General features: G+C 62.8%; 14 protein-coding genes, 1 tRNA gene and 1 pseudogene. 8 read left to right on the top strand and 8 right to left on the bottom strand.

Annotated features, from left to right (window positions below; translation table 11 throughout):
- Positions 1–12: 12 nt before the first annotated feature.
- The 5 genes and pseudogenes from glyA to EV679_RS03670 form a co-directional block, all read right to left on the bottom strand.
- On the bottom strand, positions 13–1,278 hold the full coding sequence (gene glyA / locus EV679_RS03690) for a serine hydroxymethyltransferase (protein ID WP_130486527.1): 1,266 nt from the start codon (positions 1,276–1,278) through the stop codon (positions 13–15).
- A gap of 10 nt (positions 1,279–1,288) precedes the next feature.
- Positions 1,289–2,161, bottom strand: coding sequence for a tryptophan synthase subunit alpha (locus EV679_RS03685; RefSeq protein WP_130486526.1), 873 nt, complete (start codon positions 2,159–2,161; stop codon positions 1,289–1,291).
- Between the two features lie 195 nt (positions 2,162–2,356).
- Positions 2,357–3,160 (bottom strand): annotated as a pseudogene (pdxK, locus tag EV679_RS03680) (pyridoxine/pyridoxal/pyridoxamine kinase); the annotation flags it as partial.
- Complete coding sequence (locus EV679_RS03675) at positions 3,157–3,876, bottom strand: glutamine amidotransferase (RefSeq protein ID WP_130486524.1); 720 nt, start codon at positions 3,874–3,876, stop codon at positions 3,157–3,159. The gene EV679_RS03675 and the pseudogene pdxK, both read right to left, overlap by 4 nt.
- Positions 3,873–4,712, bottom strand: coding sequence for a YggS family pyridoxal phosphate-dependent enzyme (locus EV679_RS03670; protein WP_130486523.1), 840 nt, complete (start codon positions 4,710–4,712; stop codon positions 3,873–3,875). Before EV679_RS03670 ends, EV679_RS03675 begins: the two co-directional genes overlap by 4 nt.
- A gap of 111 nt (positions 4,713–4,823) precedes the next feature.
- On the opposite strand from EV679_RS03670, the gene pdxR reads away from it, so the two are divergent.
- Positions 4,824–6,335: a MocR-like pyridoxine biosynthesis transcription factor PdxR gene (gene pdxR, locus EV679_RS03665; protein WP_130486522.1), complete on the top strand. Its 1,512-nt coding sequence runs from the start codon at positions 4,824–4,826 to the stop codon at positions 6,333–6,335.
- Positions 6,336–6,724: 389 nt separating this feature from the next.
- Here pdxR and EV679_RS03660 read toward each other — a convergent pair whose 3' ends face one another.
- Both EV679_RS03660 and EV679_RS03655 read right to left on the bottom strand, forming a co-directional pair.
- Positions 6,725–7,048 (bottom strand): helix-turn-helix domain-containing protein, encoded by a 324-nt coding sequence (locus tag EV679_RS03660; RefSeq protein ID WP_238591287.1) that lies wholly within the window; start codon positions 7,046–7,048, stop codon positions 6,725–6,727.
- Positions 7,049–7,525: 477 nt separating this feature from the next.
- Positions 7,526–7,599: transfer RNA gene (locus EV679_RS03655), tRNA-Gly, on the bottom strand.
- A 215-nt stretch (positions 7,600–7,814) separates the two neighbouring features.
- On the opposite strand from EV679_RS03655, the gene EV679_RS03650 reads away from it, so the two are divergent.
- The 4 genes from EV679_RS03650 to EV679_RS03635 all read left to right on the top strand — a co-directional run bounded on the left by EV679_RS03650 (position 7,815) and on the right by EV679_RS03635 (position 12,401).
- Positions 7,815–8,945: a porin gene (locus tag EV679_RS03650; RefSeq protein ID WP_242611415.1), complete on the top strand. Its 1,131-nt coding sequence runs from the start codon at positions 7,815–7,817 to the stop codon at positions 8,943–8,945.
- Positions 8,945–9,664, top strand: a complete 720-nt coding sequence (locus EV679_RS03645; RefSeq protein ID WP_130486521.1) for an ABC transporter ATP-binding protein — start codon at positions 8,945–8,947, stop codon at positions 9,662–9,664. Before EV679_RS03650 ends, EV679_RS03645 begins: the two co-directional genes overlap by 1 nt.
- A gap of 72 nt (positions 9,665–9,736) precedes the next feature.
- Complete coding sequence (locus tag EV679_RS03640; RefSeq protein WP_207224899.1) at positions 9,737–10,681, top strand: ABC transporter substrate-binding protein; 945 nt, start codon at positions 9,737–9,739, stop codon at positions 10,679–10,681.
- Positions 10,682–10,736: 55 nt separating this feature from the next.
- A complete protein-coding gene (locus EV679_RS03635; RefSeq protein ID WP_130486519.1) occupies positions 10,737–12,401 on the top strand; it encodes an ABC transporter permease in 1,665 nt (554 codons plus the stop codon).
- Between the two features lie 71 nt (positions 12,402–12,472).
- Here the strand turns inward: EV679_RS03635 and EV679_RS03630 are convergent, their stop codons facing one another.
- A complete protein-coding gene (locus EV679_RS03630) occupies positions 12,473–14,782 on the bottom strand; it encodes a TonB-dependent siderophore receptor (protein ID WP_130486518.1) in 2,310 nt (769 codons plus the stop codon).
- Positions 14,783–15,345: 563 nt separating this feature from the next.
- Here EV679_RS03630 and EV679_RS03625 point away from each other — a divergent pair.
- From EV679_RS03625 to rpmA, 3 genes are all read left to right on the top strand, one after another.
- Complete coding sequence (locus tag EV679_RS03625) at positions 15,346–16,341, top strand: RpnC/YadD family protein (protein WP_130486517.1); 996 nt, start codon at positions 15,346–15,348, stop codon at positions 16,339–16,341.
- Between the two features lie 310 nt (positions 16,342–16,651).
- Positions 16,652–16,963 carry a 50S ribosomal protein L21 gene (gene rplU / locus EV679_RS03620; protein WP_068367227.1) on the top strand — a complete coding sequence of 104 codons (312 nt, stop codon included), beginning with the start codon at positions 16,652–16,654 and terminating at the stop codon, positions 16,961–16,963.
- 99 nt (positions 16,964–17,062) lie between these two features.
- Positions 17,063–17,323: a 50S ribosomal protein L27 gene (gene rpmA / locus EV679_RS03615; RefSeq protein ID WP_068367228.1), complete on the top strand. Its 261-nt coding sequence runs from the start codon at positions 17,063–17,065 to the stop codon at positions 17,321–17,323.
- Positions 17,324–17,467 lie beyond the last annotated feature (144 nt).

Here is a 17,467-nt window from a genome sequence, read left to right as displayed (position 1 = left end):
CCTGGCGCCGTATCAGCGATACACGGGATGCCTGCGGCAGAGCGCCACGACTTGCTCGCGCACCTGCGCCACCACCGAATCCAGGCGCCCTGTTTCCAGGGCATCCAGCACATCGCACAACCAACCTGCAAGCTGCTCACATTCGGCCTCGCCGAAACCGCGCGTCGTCACTGCCGGAGTGCCGATGCGCAGCCCCGACGTCACAAAAGGCGAGCGCGGATCATTGGGCACTGAGTTCTTGTTCGCCGTGATGTAGGCATCGCTCAGGGCGGTATCGGCGTCCTTGCCGGTGTAGGGTTTGCTCGACAGGTCGATCAGCATCAGGTGGTTGTCGGTACCGCCAGAAACAATGCGGTAGCCGCGCTGCATCAGCACCGCTGCCATGGCGCGGGCGTTGGTTACGACCTGGCGCTGATAGGTCTTGAACGCCGGTTGCAGGGCTTCCTTGAAGGCGATGGCCTTGGCTGCGATCACGTGCATCAGCGGGCCGCCTTGAACACCGGGGAAGACGGCGGCATTGAGCTTGCGGCAGAACTCTTCATCCTGGCCTTTGGCAAGAATAATGCCTCCGCGCGGGCCGCGCATGGTTTTGTGAGTGGTGCTGGTCACCACATGGGCGTGCGGCAGCGGGTTCGGATATTCGCCTGCAGCAACCAGGCCGGCAACGTGTGCCATGTCCACCCAGAAGATAGCCCCCACCTTGTCGGCAATAGCGCGCATGCGCGCCCAATCCTTGTAGCGCGAATAGGCAGAAAAGCCCCCGATCAGCATTTTGGGCCGGGTAGCCAGCGCAATGCGTTCCATCTCGTCATAGTCGATCAAGCCAGTTTCCGTATCCAGGCCATAAGGCACGATCTTGTAATGCCGGCCGGAAAAATTCGACGGATTGCCATGGGTCAGGTGGCCGCCCTGGGCCAGATTCATGCCCATGACCGTATCACCGGGCTGTGCCAGCGCCAGGAACACAGCGGCATTGGCCTGCGCGCCGGCATGAGGCTGGACGTTGGCGTAATCACAGTCGAACAGCAACTTGAGGCGCTCAATGGCCAGGCTCTCAGCCACATCCACGTTCTCACAGCCACTGTAGTAGCGCTTGCCAGGGTAGCCCTCGGCATATTTGTTGGTAAACACTGAATTCTGGATCGCCATGACCAGCGGGCTGGCATAGTTTTCGGAAGCAATCAGCTCGACATGGTCCTCCTGGCGGCGCTCTTCGCGCTGCACGGCGGCGGCAAGTTCGGGGTCGAATTCGGCAAGAATCAGGGATGGGTCGTACATGATGAAAGTCCTATCGTCGGAAAGGTGCATGTTTGGAGATACGTGGCACGCTGGGAATGTCCTGATCCAGCTGGCCGCGAAGCTCCCGAAAAAGATCACTGGCCGCGGCCAGCGCGGCAGCAGCGGGTTTGTCCGCCAGGCGTGCGGCCAGCCATGGGCCGACAATCAACGCATCGGCCATGCTGGCGGCCCGGCGGGCTGTATGCATATCCCCGATACCGGCGGCCAGCCCGAGGGGAATGGCAATATGGCGGCGGATGCGCCATATGCAGTCCCGTGCCTGGCCAGCAGGTTGAGCATCTATCCCGTCCGGAAAGAAGCGTCCATGGACATAGCCGCTGGTGCAAGCTGCCAGCTGGCGGATGTCATCATCCGTTACCGTAGGCGCCAGGCTGGCAAGCCAGTCCAAGCCGCAGCGCCGCAAGGGCCGCGCCAGGGCGTGCGACAAGGCGGGCGACGGGTCGAAGGCCAGCACGCCGTCCAACCCGGCAACGGCCGCCGATTCTGCAAACGCCACCGGATGGCGCAAGCCCCCGCCACCTTCGATGCTCTGCGCAGTGCCTGACAGCACGACCGGCGTAGAGCTATCGGACAGCCGAAACTGTGCGACCTGCTCCAACAACTGCTGTAGCCCGGCAGCCTGCGGCCGGGCCGGGCCGCCATTTCCCGCGGAATGAGGCGAGAGAGCATGCAAAGACGCACCACGGGCCGGCAGTGCCGATGACGGCATGCCCAACTCGATAATGTCCGCACCGGCCTCGACCAATACATGCATCAGCGCCGGCGTGATATCGGCATGCGGATAACCTGCCGTGACTGAGGAAATCAGAGCCTTGCGGGACTGCGCGCGCAAACGCTCGAACGTGGCTGCTATCCGCTCCATGGCCTTGCCTCCGGCTCAGTCGCAGATCTGATAGGTGAAGTGGCGCAGAAACGCCGGCGCGGGCGCTTCCTGCGCTGAATCATGCGCCGCTTCATGTGTCGATTCTTGCGCCACCTCATGCATCGAACAATGTGCCGAACCCTGCTCGGGCCCCTGCCCCAAACCATGCGCCGCACCCTGGCGGCAGACCGGCGGCAACAGCAGTTCGTCGCACTGCGCACGGCTGGTACGGCGCAAAACCTGGACCAATTGAGCACACGCCATGGCCGCGGCTTCAGGCAGGCTGGCACCATTGAGCCAATGGCCGGTCAGGGCAGCACAGAACATATCGCCGGTTCCCTTGGGCGCAAGCGCTACGCGCGGATGCGTGATGACTTCGGCCTGCGCGCGGGTCACCAATACCACCTGCATCTCATCGCTGGCGCAGGAATCAGGTGCAGCACTGGTCACGGCAACCCATTCGGTCCGCCCTGTCAACAGGGTACGCGCGGCAGCGATGACATCATCGGTATTGCTCACGGGCAGGCCGGTCAGCTGGGCCAGTTCAAATCCGTTCGGCGTCAGCCCGTCGGCCAGCGGCAAGATGTCGCGGCGGTACGCTTCCACCAGACCGGTATCGACATAGATACCATGGTCGTGGTCGCCAAGCACCGGGTCTACCACAATGCGCACGCCCGGCTGCTGGCGCAGCCGTTCTGCCAGCCAGCCCACCAGCGCGCCGGCCTGTGCCGGCCCGCCCAGATAGCCAACCAGCACCGCGCGCAAGGCATGCAGCGCGCCACGCGCCGCAAGATCGTGCAGATAGCCTGTGAACCATTCCACCGGCACCGCACCGCCATGCATGCTCGGATAATGCGGCGTATTGCTAAACAGCACGGTCGGCACCGCCGCCACGGACAGCCCCAGGGCTTCAAGGGTGGGAACGGCCACACTATTGCCCACGCGGCCATAGACCACCTGGGATTGTACGGAGACCACATCTATCGGCAGTGGATTCATGACGGTTCGCGCTCCGGCCCGGTGGCGATGTCATCCAGCCAGCGCCGGAACACGGCAGTCGCGGCTTGCGGCAGGCGTGTCAGCAATGCCTGTGCATCGGCGCGCAAGCGGCGGGGGTCCACGCCCGCCTGAGCCAGTTCACAAGCGTGCCCGAGCAGCCAGGATTCAAGCCGGCGCGGATCGGCCTCCAGATGGCATTGCAGCGCCAGCACATTACTCCCCCACGCAAATGCCTGGTTGGCGCAGGTGCCAGTTTCCGCCAATCGGACAGCACCGGCAGGAATATCAAAACGGTCGCCATGCCAATGCAGCACGGGCACGCCCGCCAGCGCTGCCAGCGGCGAATCTTCCCCTTCGGAAGTCAGGCTCAGCGGTGCGAAGCCGATCTCCTTCGCACCCATGGACACGACATCCACCCCCAAGGCGCGGGCGATCAGTTGCGCCCCCAGGCAGATACCCAGCAGCGGCCGACCCGACGTCAGGCGCGCACGCACCAGCGCCAGTTCCTGGCTGATGCACGGATACATCAGTTCATCAAAGGCGCCAATCGGGCCGCCCAGCAACACCAGCAGATCCGAGGTTTCGCCCTCCAGCAGGCTCAGGTCATCGCGTGCGGCATCGACATAGCGGATGGCATACCCCCGGGACCGCAACACGGGCTCCAGCGTGCCCAGGTCCTCGAAATGGACGTGACGAATGGCAATGACGGTTTTCATGAGGGATCCCCTGCTGCGGCCTGGGCCGTGCCATCGGCAGCGGCATTGGCCGACGGCCAGTAATAGCTGTCCGGCAAGGGACGGGCACCGAAGATGGCCTGGCCCACACGCACCACCGTGGCGCCCTCCTCGATGGCGATTTCGAAGTCGCCTGACATGCCCATGGACAGTTCCGCCAGGTCTATCCCTGCCGGTGCGTCCTGCCGCAGCCTGTCGCGCAGATTGCGCAACAGGATGAAGCATTGGCGCACGCGCTCGGCTTCGGCGGAAAACAGTGCCAGGGTCATCAGGCCACGCACCCGCAACGCGGAAAACGCAGGCAACTGTTTGACGAAACCTTCGACATCTTCCGGCGCCAGGCCGTACTTGCTTTCCTCGCCGGAGGTATTCACCTGGACAAACACATCCAGCGACCGTCCTTCTGCCTGCAAACGCTTGTCCAGCGCTTCCGCCAGGCGCAGGCTGTCCAGGGCCTGGAACTCGCTTGCAAAGCGTGCCACCAGCCTGGCCTTGTTGGTTTGCAGGTGGCCGATCACCGACCAGCGCAGGTCGGTCAGATCCTGCATGGCTTCCCACTTGCCGTAGGCCTCCTGGACCTTGTTTTCCCCCAGCAGGCGGCAACCGGCGGCATAGGCCAGGCGCAGGCTGGATTCGGGCTTGGTTTTGCTGACCGGCAGCAGGCGGACGCTGGCGGGATCACGTCCCGCGCGTCGGCAGGCGGCCGCAATACGGGCCTGCACGTCAGCGATATTCTGGCGAAAGTCTTCGACGGTGGCGGCCTGCGGATAGCGGCCATGCTGATCGTGCCGAGTTTGAGTTCCTGTTGATTCCGACATGGCTTGACTGTGGCTCCTGAGGTACATGCGATTGCTCCAGACTCATGACTGATTTATATATCTGAAATGGCCCATAAAACCTGACCACTTTTTCAAAGACATATAGACCAATTGTTCAAGCACGCCCAACTCGAATCCGTCAAAGCGTGGATCGCCGACCCTGCGCACTACGCCCTGCCGCTGCATGCCCGCATCCGTCGGGCGATACGGCAGCTGATACTCGACGGTGCGCTGGAAGCCGGCCGCCCCCTGCCCGCATCGCGCCTGCTGGCCCGTTCGCTGGGCGTTTCACGCGGCACGGTGGAGGAAGCCTATAGCCAGCTGCAAACCGAGGGCTTCATCGAACGGCGAGTGGGCAGCGGCACCTTCGTCTCGGCGCAGATACAACGCCGGCCCGGCCGCCAGCGTACGCAGCAGGCTGCCGTGCACAGCCCCTTGCTGCGCCTAAGCCGGCGCGGCTGTGCCATGCTGGAAGGCGGCGGCCTGCGCGATTTCGTCGCGCCGCGAGCATTTGCCCCCGGCGTACCGGAAACACGCAACTTTCCGCTGCATACCTGGGAACGCCTGCAGCGTCAGGTCATCAAGGAATATGGCACCAGCATCCTGCTGCACAGCCCGCCGCAAGGCATGGAAGCACTGCGCCAGGCCATTGCCGACTACGTCAATCTTGAACGCGGGGCGCACGCCTCGGCGGACCGCGTGCTGGTACTGACCAGCTCCCAACAGGCCCTGACCCTATGCGCCAATGTTCTGCTCGATGCCGGTGACCGCATCTACATTGAAGACCCGGTCTACCACGGCGCCCGCAAGGCCTTCGATGCTGCGGGCCTGACCTGCATACCTGTGCCCCTGGATGCCGAAGGCATGCGGACGGAATACCTGAAACCAGCCGCGTCGGCGGAAGCACCGGCCCTGGCGGTATTCCTCACGCCCTCACACCAGTTTCCTACCGGCACGACACTGGCACTGGAACGGCGCCTGTCCATCATCGACTGGGCTCAGCGCGAACAGGCCTGGATCATCGAAGACGACTACGACAGCGAATTCCATTACGTCGGCAAACCCACGGCCTGCGTGCAAGGACTGGACCCGCATGAACGCACGATCTACATCGGCACCTTCAGCAAATCACTGTTTCCCGGCCTGCGCATCGGCTACATGGTCCTGCCGCCGCAGCTCGTCGCCCCCATGAGCGTGGCCCGCACCCTGCTGGACGGGCACAGCGCCCCCATCCCCCAACTGACCCTGGCGCGTTTCATAGACGGCGGGCATTTCGGCGCCCATGTCCGCACGATGCGGGCCGTCTATGCCGAGCGGCGCGATGTCCTGGCGCGGCTGGTGCGCGAACACCTTGGCAGCTTCCTGGAACCCCGCATCCCCGACGGCGGCATGCAAATGCCGTGCCTGCTGACCCAGGACATCCCGGAAGCCGAGGCCGTCGCCACCGCACGCCGGGCTGGCATAGACCTGCTGGGCCTGACCGCCCTGCATGCGTCCGCACAGCACCAGGCCGGGTTCCTGACCGGGTTTGCGGCGCATACGCCGGGCGAAATGGAAATCGCCGTCAAGAAGCTGGCGAGCGTGTTGCGTGCGCTGGAAAGAAAGGGTGGGGAATGGCGGTGAGGGGTGGCATGAACACTCTCCGGTATTCATGATGCCATCATTCCGGGGCGATGCAAACGTCGCCAGCGTCTCTCTTGAGATCCTGACCGACTCGAGGCCAAACTGAAATTTTTTTTATACCCGGCTTACTCAGTACTTGCTACGCAACCCGCGCCGTCTTATGTCCCTGTGCCGCTGTCCAGGAAAAAGGCCGATTCGAAGTCCAACAAGTCTGTAGCACGCATGCCCAATCCCCGTGCCACTGCCCGCCAATTCGCCACGGCCTGCGCCACCTCAATCCAGATCGCCCTCGCCTGTTCGGCGTCCCGCCTGAAATAGCCTCACAATCTGTCCACCGGACCCTAGATGCACTTCCAGATCACCGCGTCTGGATGAATGGTTCATTGCCATCAGAAGCCCTCCAGATCATCGGAGCCAACACGGGTGCTGCCTTCGCTGGCCGCGACAGACTGGCTGGCTTGCCGCTTGTTTCCTGAAGATGTTCTGACCCTTTGCGGCAATTGCTCGCGCACCAGATCCATACCCAGCGCATCGTTCTCCATGGACATTGCCTTGACCACAGCATCCAGGCGGCCAAGCACCTGCAAGGCGCGTAGAAAAGTGTGCAGGGCTGTGCCAGGATAGCCATTCTCCATGCGCCTGACTGTGCTCAACGATGTGCCGATGCGCAGTGCCAAGTCCTCTTGGCTCAAGCGTCGCAGGCGACGTGCCATGGAGATGTCCTGCCCCATACGCTGCAGTGCGCGTTCGACAGGCAGAGGCAAGGCAACCTGTGCGCCAGAGCGTTTCTGTGTAGAGGGCCGCATAAAATTTACCACTCAGATATGATATTTAATTTTATATAAACTACCATATCTGATCAATTAGTTAAAAATATCAAGTATTTATTCCCTACAGTACATTCTTGGCGCCTCATTGCCAACGGCCCACCGATATGCACCGCCCGAGCATGTAGCGCATGCCGCCCAGAGACGGACCGGTTGCTGACACCAGCGTTACGATTCATTCAATCCCAAGCACTTGGCCTGAGCCTCGGTGACACGTGCCTCTTCTGCCCCTTTTGACCTTTACCGTATCGTCCCTGCTGCCACGGCAGACCGGCATTGCCATCAGTCGGTGAGCGCATGAAGGCCATGGAAACAAGCGCAGAGGATGCGCAAGCAATTTGGTGCTGGAGTTTTGAAACTACTTGGAGCGGGTGAAGGGAATCGAACCCTCGTATGCAGCTTGGGAAGCTGCCGTTCTACCATTGAACTACACCCGCATTTGACCGTGCTGCCAACGTACCGCAGCAGGAAAGAAGACAATAATTCTAGCAGAAGGCGGCGCATTCGTGCGGCAGTGTGTCTTTTTCCCGTATTTGTTGCCGCCAGGCTGCGTTCACTCTGCGCGCCGCCCGACTTTTCTCTTGGTCATGGCGCTGTCATGCCCGCCCCTTACGCTGGCGTCTCTTATTCAAGTCCCAAAGAGGATAACAATATGTCGATGCCGTTCCCCCGCCTGCGCGCGGGTCTGCTTTGTTGCGCCCTGCCGCTTTGCGCGCTGCCTTTCGGCTCTGCTTCCGCACAGGCCTCCCCTTCTTCCGTCACGCTTTACGGCACGATTGATGTGGCCGTGGAAAAGCTGTCCAACGGCCCTGGGCCAACCAACAAGCCCAATATGATTTCCGGCGGCCTGAGCGGGTCACGCTGGGGCATCAAGGGCAGCGAAGATCTGGGCGGCGGGCTGAATGCCATTTATACGCTGGAAAGCGGCTTCGACGTCTCCGACGGCACCCTGCTGCAAGGCGGCCGCCTGTTCGGACGCCAGGCCTATATCGGGCTATCCGACAAATCCTGGGGGCAATTGATGGCCGGCCGCCAGAATACCTTGATGATCGACTGGATCAGCAAGTACAACCCTTTCGGCAATGGCAATTACTCCGCCAAGCGTGTCGATGGCGCCTTCTCGGATCGCGCCGACAACGCCCTGAAATACACCGGCAAATTCGGCGCATTCAGTCTGGGCGCGCTCTACAGCTTCGGCTGGAATAACGATCAGGACGCTGAAGATTCCAAGGTCGGCCGCATGTATAGCGCCGGGGTGCGGTATCAGCAGGACGGCCTGGATGCCGCCGTGCTGTATCACGTCAAACACGCCAACAAACCCGGCCTCAATGCCGACAGCAATAACCGCGAACAGCGCATTGCCGCCGGCCTGTCGTACAAGACCGGCGCCTTCCAGGTTTACGGCGGCTACCGCTGGCTGAAGCAGGAACTCACCACGCAGAACTACACCAGCAATATGTACTGGGCCGGCGCCAGCTATCAGGTGAGCAAGCCGGCCACGCTGTCGCTGGCGCTGTACTACCTGGATGGCACGACCTGCGACAACCTGAATGCCGCCGCCTGCCCTGCCGCGCAACAGGCGGGCAAGGATCAAAAGCCCTGGCTGTTCGTGCTGGGCGCCGATTATCAGGCGTCCAAACGCACGACGTTTTACGCAACCGGCGCCTATGCCCTGAACCGCCATGACTCGTCGCTGAGCGTGATCGGCGGCAAATTCGGCGAAAACGTCAACCCAGGGGCGAACCAGTTCGGCCTGAATATCGGCATGCGCCACAGCTTCTGATGTCCCCTTCCCACGCCCCCCACGCTTCCCACGCCAGCGCGCCGCGCCACGGCGTCGCCATCGGCATCCGCCAGTTGCGCCATGCTTTCGGCGGCAACACGGTGCTCAACGGTATAGACCTGGACATTCCCGCGGGAACCATCCTGGCCCTGCTCGGGCCATCAGGCTGCGGCAAGAGCACCTTGCTCAAATCCCTGGCAGGGCTGTTGCGGCCCGATGCGGGCAGCATCCACTTCGGTGAACGCGCCGTCCATGAAACCCGCCGGACGCTGCCCCCGGAGCAGCGCGACCTGGGCATGGTATTCCAGGATTACGCGCTCTGGCCGCACATGACGGTCGCGGGCAATATTGCCTTTCCGCTGCAAATGCGCGGCGTGCCCAAGGCCGAACAGCGCGGGCGCGTGGAAGAAGCGCTGCAACTTGTTGGCCTGCAAGGCTACGGCAAGCGCCGCCCCGCCGATCTGTCCGGCGGCCAGCAACAGCGTGTCGCCCTGGCGCGCGCCATCGTGGCGCGCCCCCAGGTGCTGCTTTTTGATGAGCCGCTCTCCAACCTGGACCGCGACTTGCGCGAAAGCCTGTCCGCCGAGCTGGCGACGCTGTTGCGGCGCCTGGGAACCACAGCCGTCTATGTCACCCATGACCCACAGGAAGCCCACACGCTGGCGCACCGCATCGTGCGCCTGTCGGCCGGCAATGTCCACGAAGACATCCTCCTGTAACCTGATTGCAAGATACCCATGACACACTCTATTGTTTCCCGTTTGCTACTGCCTATCCTGGCCCTTTCCATCATGCCCGCATTTGTTTCGACGGCCCACGCCCAGCAAGGCGAACGCAGCCTGACGGTCTATACCGCCGGGCCCGGCAGCCTGATCAAGAAACTTGCTGCCGGCTTCGAGCAGCAAAGCGGCATCAAGGTCGATGTTTTCCAGGCAACAACCGGCAAGGTCATGGCACGACTGGAGGCCGAAGCCGCCAACCCGCGTGCCGACGTACTGATTTCCGCTTCCTGGGATACTGCCCAAGACCTGGAACAACGTGGCTGGCTGCAGGCCTATGAAAGCCCGAACGCCGCGGAAGTACCCGCCGCCTTCAAGACGCCCTACTACGTGGCTCAAGGCATTTCGGCGCTGGGCATTGTCTGGAATACCCAGAGCGGCAAGCCCGAACCCAAGGATTGGAGTGATCTGGCCACACCAGAGTACAAGGATCTGGTCACCATGCCTGACCCGGCCCTGTCCGGCGCCACGCTGGATCTGATCCTGGGCCTGTACGCCGCCCGTGGCGACCAGGCCTGGGAGCTGCTGGCTTCGCTGCGCGACAACGGCATGACCGTCTCCGGCCCCAACGCCCAGGCGCTCACGCCGGTGCTGCAAGGCGCCAAGGCCGCCGTGTTCGGCGGCGTGGATTACGTGTCCTATGCCGGCATCACCAAGGGCGAATCCATCAAGGTGATTTTCCCCGCCAGCGGTACGGTGATCGCGCCGCGCCCGATGATGATCCTGAAGGAAAGCAAGCGCCCCGAAGCTGCGCGCCAGTTCATCGACTACGTGCTATCGCCGGAAGGCCAGGCTGCCGTGGCCGAGGCCTGGCTCATGCCGGCCCGTCAGGATGTGGCCGCCAGCCGCCCGCTGTTCCAGGAGCTGACGCTGCTGCCCGCTGCCGCTGACGGCGGCTCGAGCACCTTGCGCGCCGATGTGCTGCAACGCTTCAGCACCCTGTTCGGCCAACGCTGATTTCTGATTGTCGTCTCCGGCAGCGGCCGCTGGCCGCGCCGGAACTGGAGAGATCATGCGCGGCATGTCCATGCTGGCAATGCTCACTCTCGCGGCCCTGGCCGTGCTGGTGGCATTGCCTATCTGTTTTATCGTTCTGCAGGCGATATTTCCACATCTGGGCGCAGCCTCGCTGAGTGGCGCGTTCAGCAATATTCTGCCGGTACTAAGCCAGGAAAATGTCACGCCCCTGCTGGGCAACACCCTGCAACTGGGTGTGGGTGTCATGCTGGCCAGCACGCTGATCGGCGCCCCGCTAGGCGCGCTGCGCGGCCTGTTCCGTCTGCCCGGCGCCCCTGTCTGGGACCTGCTGTTCCTCGTGCCTTTCCTGCTGCCGCCCTATATTGCCGCGCTATCCTGGATGATGGCACTACAGCCCGGCGGCTATCTCATGCAACTGACTGGCCTGCATCTGGGCGCCCTGCTGTTTTCGCCAACGGGGATCATCCTCATCATGGCGCTGGGCACGTTTCCAGTGGTGTATTTCGCGGTGTCCCGCAGCCTCGCGGCAGCGGGCGGCCGGCTGGCCGATGTCGGCCGCGTCTGTGGCGCCACGCCCTGGCGCGCATTCTTCCGCATCACGCTGCCGCTGGCGCTACCCGCGCTGGCCGCCTGCATGCTGCTGACGTTCACGCTGGCCATCGAGGAATACGGTGTCCCGGCGGCCTTGGGCAGCCAGGCAGGTTTTCTGGTGCTGACCACTGCCATCGAAAGGCGCCTGTCGGACTGGCCCATAGACTTGTCGGGCGCGGCCATGCTGGCGCTGCTGCTGGTTTCCCTGGCGCTGCTGGCCTACGCTTTGCAGCGCGCCATGCTGGCGGGCCGGCGTTTCGAAACGACCAACGGCAAACCGGTGGAATCCGCGCGCCGCGAGCTCGGGCCATGGCGCGTGCCAGTGCTGCTGCTGTTCACGCTGATCAGTTTGCTGGCGGTCGCCGTGCCCATTGCTTCCATGCTGGCCTCTGCGCTGACACGCACGCTATCCGGCGGGCTCAGCCTGCAAAACTTCAGCCTGGACCACTTCAGCGCCCTGCTGGAGCAAGGCGGAGAACCGCTGCAAGCCTTGTCCACCAGCCTGTCGCTGGCAGTCGGCACAGCGCTGCTGGCAGGCCTGGTCGGTTTTGCCTCGGCCTGGTGCGTGCACGGCCAGCGCATACGCACCGCCGGCTGGATAGACGCGCTGTCGCTGCTGCCCGCTTCACTGCCTGGCGTGGTGGTCGGTGTCGGCCTGATCCTGGCCTGGAACCAATCTTTCTGGCCAGTCACGCCCTACGGCACCTGGGTGATTCTGCTGCTGTCCTACACCTGCCTGCTGCTGCCCTACCCCGTGCGCTATGTGTCTGCGGCCCTGGCACAGATAGACGCCAGCCTGGAAGCCGCCGCGCGCGTGCACGGCGCCGGGGTCATGCGCAGTTTGCGGCATGTCACGCTGCCGCTGGCGCTGCCCAGTCTGGTGGCGGCCATGCTGATGGTGTTCGCCGTGGCATCGCGGGAACTGGTGACCTCCTTGCTGCTGGCTCCCGCCGGGGTGCAGACCGTATCCATCTTCGTCTGGCGTCAGTTTGAACAGGGCACCATCGGCCAAGGCATGGCCATGGCTGTGGTTGCTGCTGCGATCAGCCTGAGCCTGATGCTGCTGGGCATGCGCCTGCAAGGCAGGCAAACCGCCGGCCCAGGCTGAGCCCGTCTGGGGAATGCCTCGCCAGCCTCGGCCTGAAGGCCGAGGCTGGCGCTTTGGCCGTGCTCAAGGCATCAGAACGAAGACGTTACCGACAGGTAGTATGCCCGCCCGGGTTCGTTATACGTGGCCGCCCCGGCGCCCGTGAGATTACCCACCGGGGAGTTCACCGTAACGGCATTGCCGCGCCGGTACAGGCGCTTGTCAAACAGGTTGCTGACGCCCGCCGTCACGGACAGATGGCGCGACACGCGATAGTTCGCCCCCAGGCCAAACAGCGCATAGGGCGACAGCGACTCCGTGGCTTCGCCCGTCAGCGGCTTGCCGTGGTAATCGTATTTCTTGGGCTTTTGCTTGCCGTACCAGGTCAGCGTGGCATTAAGCCCCAGGCTGTCACTCACGCGCCAGTCCAGGCGTGAATTCAAGGTGTACTTCGGAATGACGGACAACACTTCGCCCGTGGTTTTGTTCTTGCTCGTCAACATGACGGTAAAGTTGTTGCTCAGCGATACGGACGGCGTGAAGGTGTAGCCCAAATTGCCTTCCAGGCCCTCGACTACCGCCTTGGGCACATTTTCCCAGCGGAAGATGTTCGCCGACGTTCCCTGCGTGCCACCTGCGGGCACCATGCCTGCTTCGATCTTGTCGCGGTAATCGTTGCGGAAGTAGGTCAGCCCGGCCTGCAGGGCATCGCCCTGGTACTCCACCCCCAGTTCCTTGTTGACGCTGGTTTCCGCCTTCAGGTCGGGATTGCCCTGCAGATAGCAGGGGCCGCCGGCGCCCCAGCACCCATTACCATTGCTGTAGAGCAGATAATTGTCATTGGTCTGGTACAGGTTCGGCGTCTTGTAGGCGCGTGCGATGCCAGCCTTGATGGTGAAGCGATCGGTGATCAGGTGCGACAGGTTCAGCGACGGGCTCCAGTTGCTGCCCGTCACGCTGTGATGGTCGTAGCGCACACCCGGCGTCAGGATGGTGTCCGCCGTCAATTCGATATTGTCCTCGGCAAACACTGAGAACGTATTGGCTGCCGTCTTGCTGGCGCGCCCCATGGACACAGCACCGGGCACCTGGGCGCCACCCATGAAGCCCTGCGTCATGGAGTTGGCGTCGTCCAGTTCGTTACGTACCCATTCCATCCCCAGGGTGAGTACCTGCTGGCGGCCGAGCACATGCCCCGGCAGGCTGGTTTCGCCATGCAGGCTATAGGCGCGCAGCACGGCCTGGCCGAATTCACCAGAAGAGAACAAGCCTTCGGTACCTCCGGCCAGACCTTCCTTCAGGCGCTTGTTGCGCGTTTTTTCATACTGCGCGTAGACGTGCGAGGTGCCGAAATCGTAATCGCCCCGATGCGTCAGCGCATAGGTCTCGCGGTACAGGATATTGGTTTCCGCCCCCAGGTTTTCCTCGACCAGCTTGGTCAGGTCTTCCAGGGTCGGGTTGCCATGCATGTAGTTGTTGGTGTTCTGCGTGTCGCCGGTATAGATATTGCCCTGGCGGCTGAAGGCCGCATCGAACTCGATGGTGTGGCCCTGCACCGGTTTCCAGGTCAGGCGGCCGGCGGCGTCGCGGTTGCGCACGCCTTCGCGCCCGGCCGGGAAGGTATTTTCATGGAAACCGGTACGCGTGGACGCATGGCCACGGTTGATATCCCAGGCATCGGAATCGGTCTTGGCGATGTTGCCGTTCAGGCGAAAGCCCAGGGTCTCGGAAATCGGCCCGGCCAAGCCGAAGCTGGCCCGGCGCGTGTCGCCGTCCTTGGAGGCTTCCGGCTGGTTGGCGTACAGCGTCAGCGAACCTTGCAGGGTTTCCGGGATGCCCTTGGTAATGATGTTCACCACACCGCCTGCCGCCCCATTGCCATAGCGCGCTGCGGCCGGGCCGCGCAGCACTTCAATGCGTTCGACGGCATCGACCGGCACCCAATTGGTGTCGCCGCGCGTGTCGCGTTCGCCACGCCAGCCATAGCGCACCGAGGTGCGGCTGCTGACGGGCCTGCCGTCGATCAGAATGAGCGTGTTTTCCGGCCCCATGCCACGGATGTCGATCTGGCGGCTATTGCCGCGCTGGCCGCTGGTGGAGTTGCCGGTCAGATTGACGCCTGGCTGGCGGCGGATGATATCCGCCAGGTCATTGCTGGGCGGGTTCTCGGCGATATCCTCGGCGGTGATGATGGATACCCCCGGCGCCTGCTTGAGCGTTTCCTCTGCCGTGCCCAGCACTTCGACGGCCTCCAGGGCACGGACGGCCAAGGCCGGAAGCGGTGCTGGGGCCGGATTTTGCACTGCCGCCGATTGCGCCCAAGCACTTCCCGCCAGACCACCCAGCAAACCGCCAAGCAACACCCTGGCACCATAGATTGAAAAGCAGCGACCCGCAGACATAGCTATCTCGTGAGCAAAAAAAGGAAATCCAGCGCCTGCCCGCACGGCCCGCACCAAACAAAATCGAGAACAATTATAGCTATCATTTGATGGCTGCCCTGTCACTCCGAGCCTGCTGAATACCCTTGGCCCTCCAGGGGTACGGCGCCTCCCACCGGGCCGAAAATCCAGCATGCCCACGGTATCCTGCCCGCCGCCGCGAGCTGGCGCAATTTGGCCAAGCCGTCCGCCGCTGGCCAGGGATCAGGAGAAACAACGGGCCGGTGCAGGTCTGAGGGTGTGCTCTTTTGAGCCCGCCATGACGCCACTCATCCGCGCCCGGGCGTAGGCTATGCCTGTTCGTCCAGCCAGGAGAGCGCATGATCTCAGCCATGTCCCCCCTCTTCCCCTCGTGCACTTCGCCCCTCCGGCAAGCGCTGCCCGAGCTGCCGCCTGCTCACTCGACAGACCACCATCCGGCACAGGCAACCCCGCCACGACGGCCGCTCTTGCGCTACCAGGTGCTACCTTTTCCCAACCTGATGCTACGGGCTCCCGAGACGCCATACGGCCATGAAACAGCCATGCCCGTCATGTCGGCAGACGATACCCAAGCCACCGATTTCGATGGACACTGGAAAGACGCCCTCGAAGCCCTGCTGGCTCCGTGCGTTGCCCTTTTCTGGCCGCGCCTGCATGCGGCTATCGACTGGTCCTGCCCGCCGGACTTCCTTGACAAGGAATTGCGCGCCCTGGCTCCTGGCCGCCGTCGCTACCGCCGCTACCTGGACAAACTCGTGCGTGTCCGCCTGCGTAGCGGCGCTCCCGCGCTGATGCTGCTGCACCTGGAAATCCAACAACGCCTGGCCAGCCACTTTGCCCGGCGCATGTACACCTACTTCGCCCGGCTTCAGGAGACATTCCCCGATAGCCTCATCCTGCAATTTGCCATCGTCACCCGTAGCCCGCGGCAAACGTCCTACCTGCACTATCACTACGCGCCGCAGGGTTACGCCCAGGAAGGTCAGGATTTTCTGAGTCTGAGCTACCGGGTACCGGTGGTACATTTGCAGGACTGGGCCGGGCGAGAGCAGGCACTGCTGGCGCTGGCGCCAGACAACCCGTTTGCCCTCGTCGTCCTTGCCGAACTCGCCGCCGCCAGGCGTTCGACGCCGCAGACGCTGCTGAAAGAAAAAAAGCAGTTGGTGCGCCAGCTGTACCAATATGGCTGGCAGGCCCGGCGCATCCGCCAACTGTTCCTGTTCATCGACGGCATCCTGGCCCTGCCGCCCGAGCTGGACGATGATTTCTGGCAATCCCTGGCAAGCTTCGAGGAAGAACGAAACATGGCTTACATCAGCAGCGTCGAACGCATCGGCATCCGCAAAGGGTTGCAGCAAGGACTGAAACAAGGACGCAACGAAGGCATGGCGGGTTTGTTGCGTGCCCTACTGGAAACACGCTTCGGCCCATTGTCTGACGCAGACCTGGCGCGCCTGCAACAAGCCGACCAGACCCGCCTGCACCGCTGGGCCCAACGTCTGCTGGAAGCCCAGACGCTGGAACATGTCTGGCATTAGCCATGCCAGCCGGCCTGGAGCGCAGCGCCCGATAGACACGCCAGACGGCATCCTCCTGGCCCTGCCCCATTGTGCCTGGCAGGATACCTGCCGTCGCGTGGATGCGACAACACCTCCTTGCCGAGGCAAGGGATGAACACAGTCATACCCCGCTGCTTTCCACGGAAAGTACGCGAGATGCCGCTTCCATACCTGCATCCACACTCGCCGACCCAGGGCTTTCCCGACTTTCCCTTTGACGATCAAACAATTAGCAAGATATAATCGGGAGTTCGACATTCTGTCGTTCCATTTTTACGAGGTTCATCCCATGTACGCGGTCATAAAAACCGGCGGCAAGCAATATCGTGTTGCTGCTGGCGAAAAACTCAAGGTAGAACAGATACCTGCAGACATCGGGCAAGAAATCACCCTGGATCAAGTTCTGTCCGTGGGCGAAGGCGAGTCGCTGAAGGTTGGCACGCCGGTCGTCGCTGGTGCAGTGGTCAAGGCAACGGTTCTTGCGCACGGTCGTCACGACAAGGTCAAGATCTTCAAGCTGCGTCGCCGCAAGCACTACCAGAAGCATCAAGGCCATCGCCAGAACTACACCGAGATCCGCATCGAGACGATCTCCGCCTGAGCCATACAGGCTCTCCGGTAAGGTCACGTTTCTTGCAAGCAACCCATTCCCGGCGCAGCCAGGCGCTTGCGGCGGGAATTTGAATATCAGGAGCCAGACATGGCACAGAAAAAGGGCGGCGGCTCAACTCGCAACGGCCGCGACTCAGAAGCTAAACGACTTGGCGTCAAGGTTTATGGCGGTCAAGCCATCTCCGCCGGCGCCATCATCGTGCGCCAGCGCGGCACCCGCTTCCACCCGGGCGTCAACGTGGGCCTGGGCAAGGATCACACCCTGTTCGCACTGGCCGACGGCGTTGTCGAATTCGGCGTCAAGGGCAAGCTGAACAAGGCTACCGTCTCCATCGTCGCGGCTGAATAAGCCACGACGCATCGACGGATGCCGGCGCTTGGCGGTGTGAACCGCCAGCGCTTCCCGTGCCAGCCACGGGTCCGGTCCCTGCGCAGCGCTCGTCGCTGGCGGGGACTTTGCATTTCTTCTCTGGGAATTTTCCCCACTATCGCC

The sequence above is a fragment of the Kerstersia gyiorum genome (assembly GCF_004216755.1).
Taxonomy (GTDB): Bacteria; Pseudomonadota; Gammaproteobacteria; order Burkholderiales; family Burkholderiaceae_B; genus Kerstersia; species Kerstersia gyiorum.
This window is presented reverse-complemented; position numbering and strand designations above follow the sequence as displayed.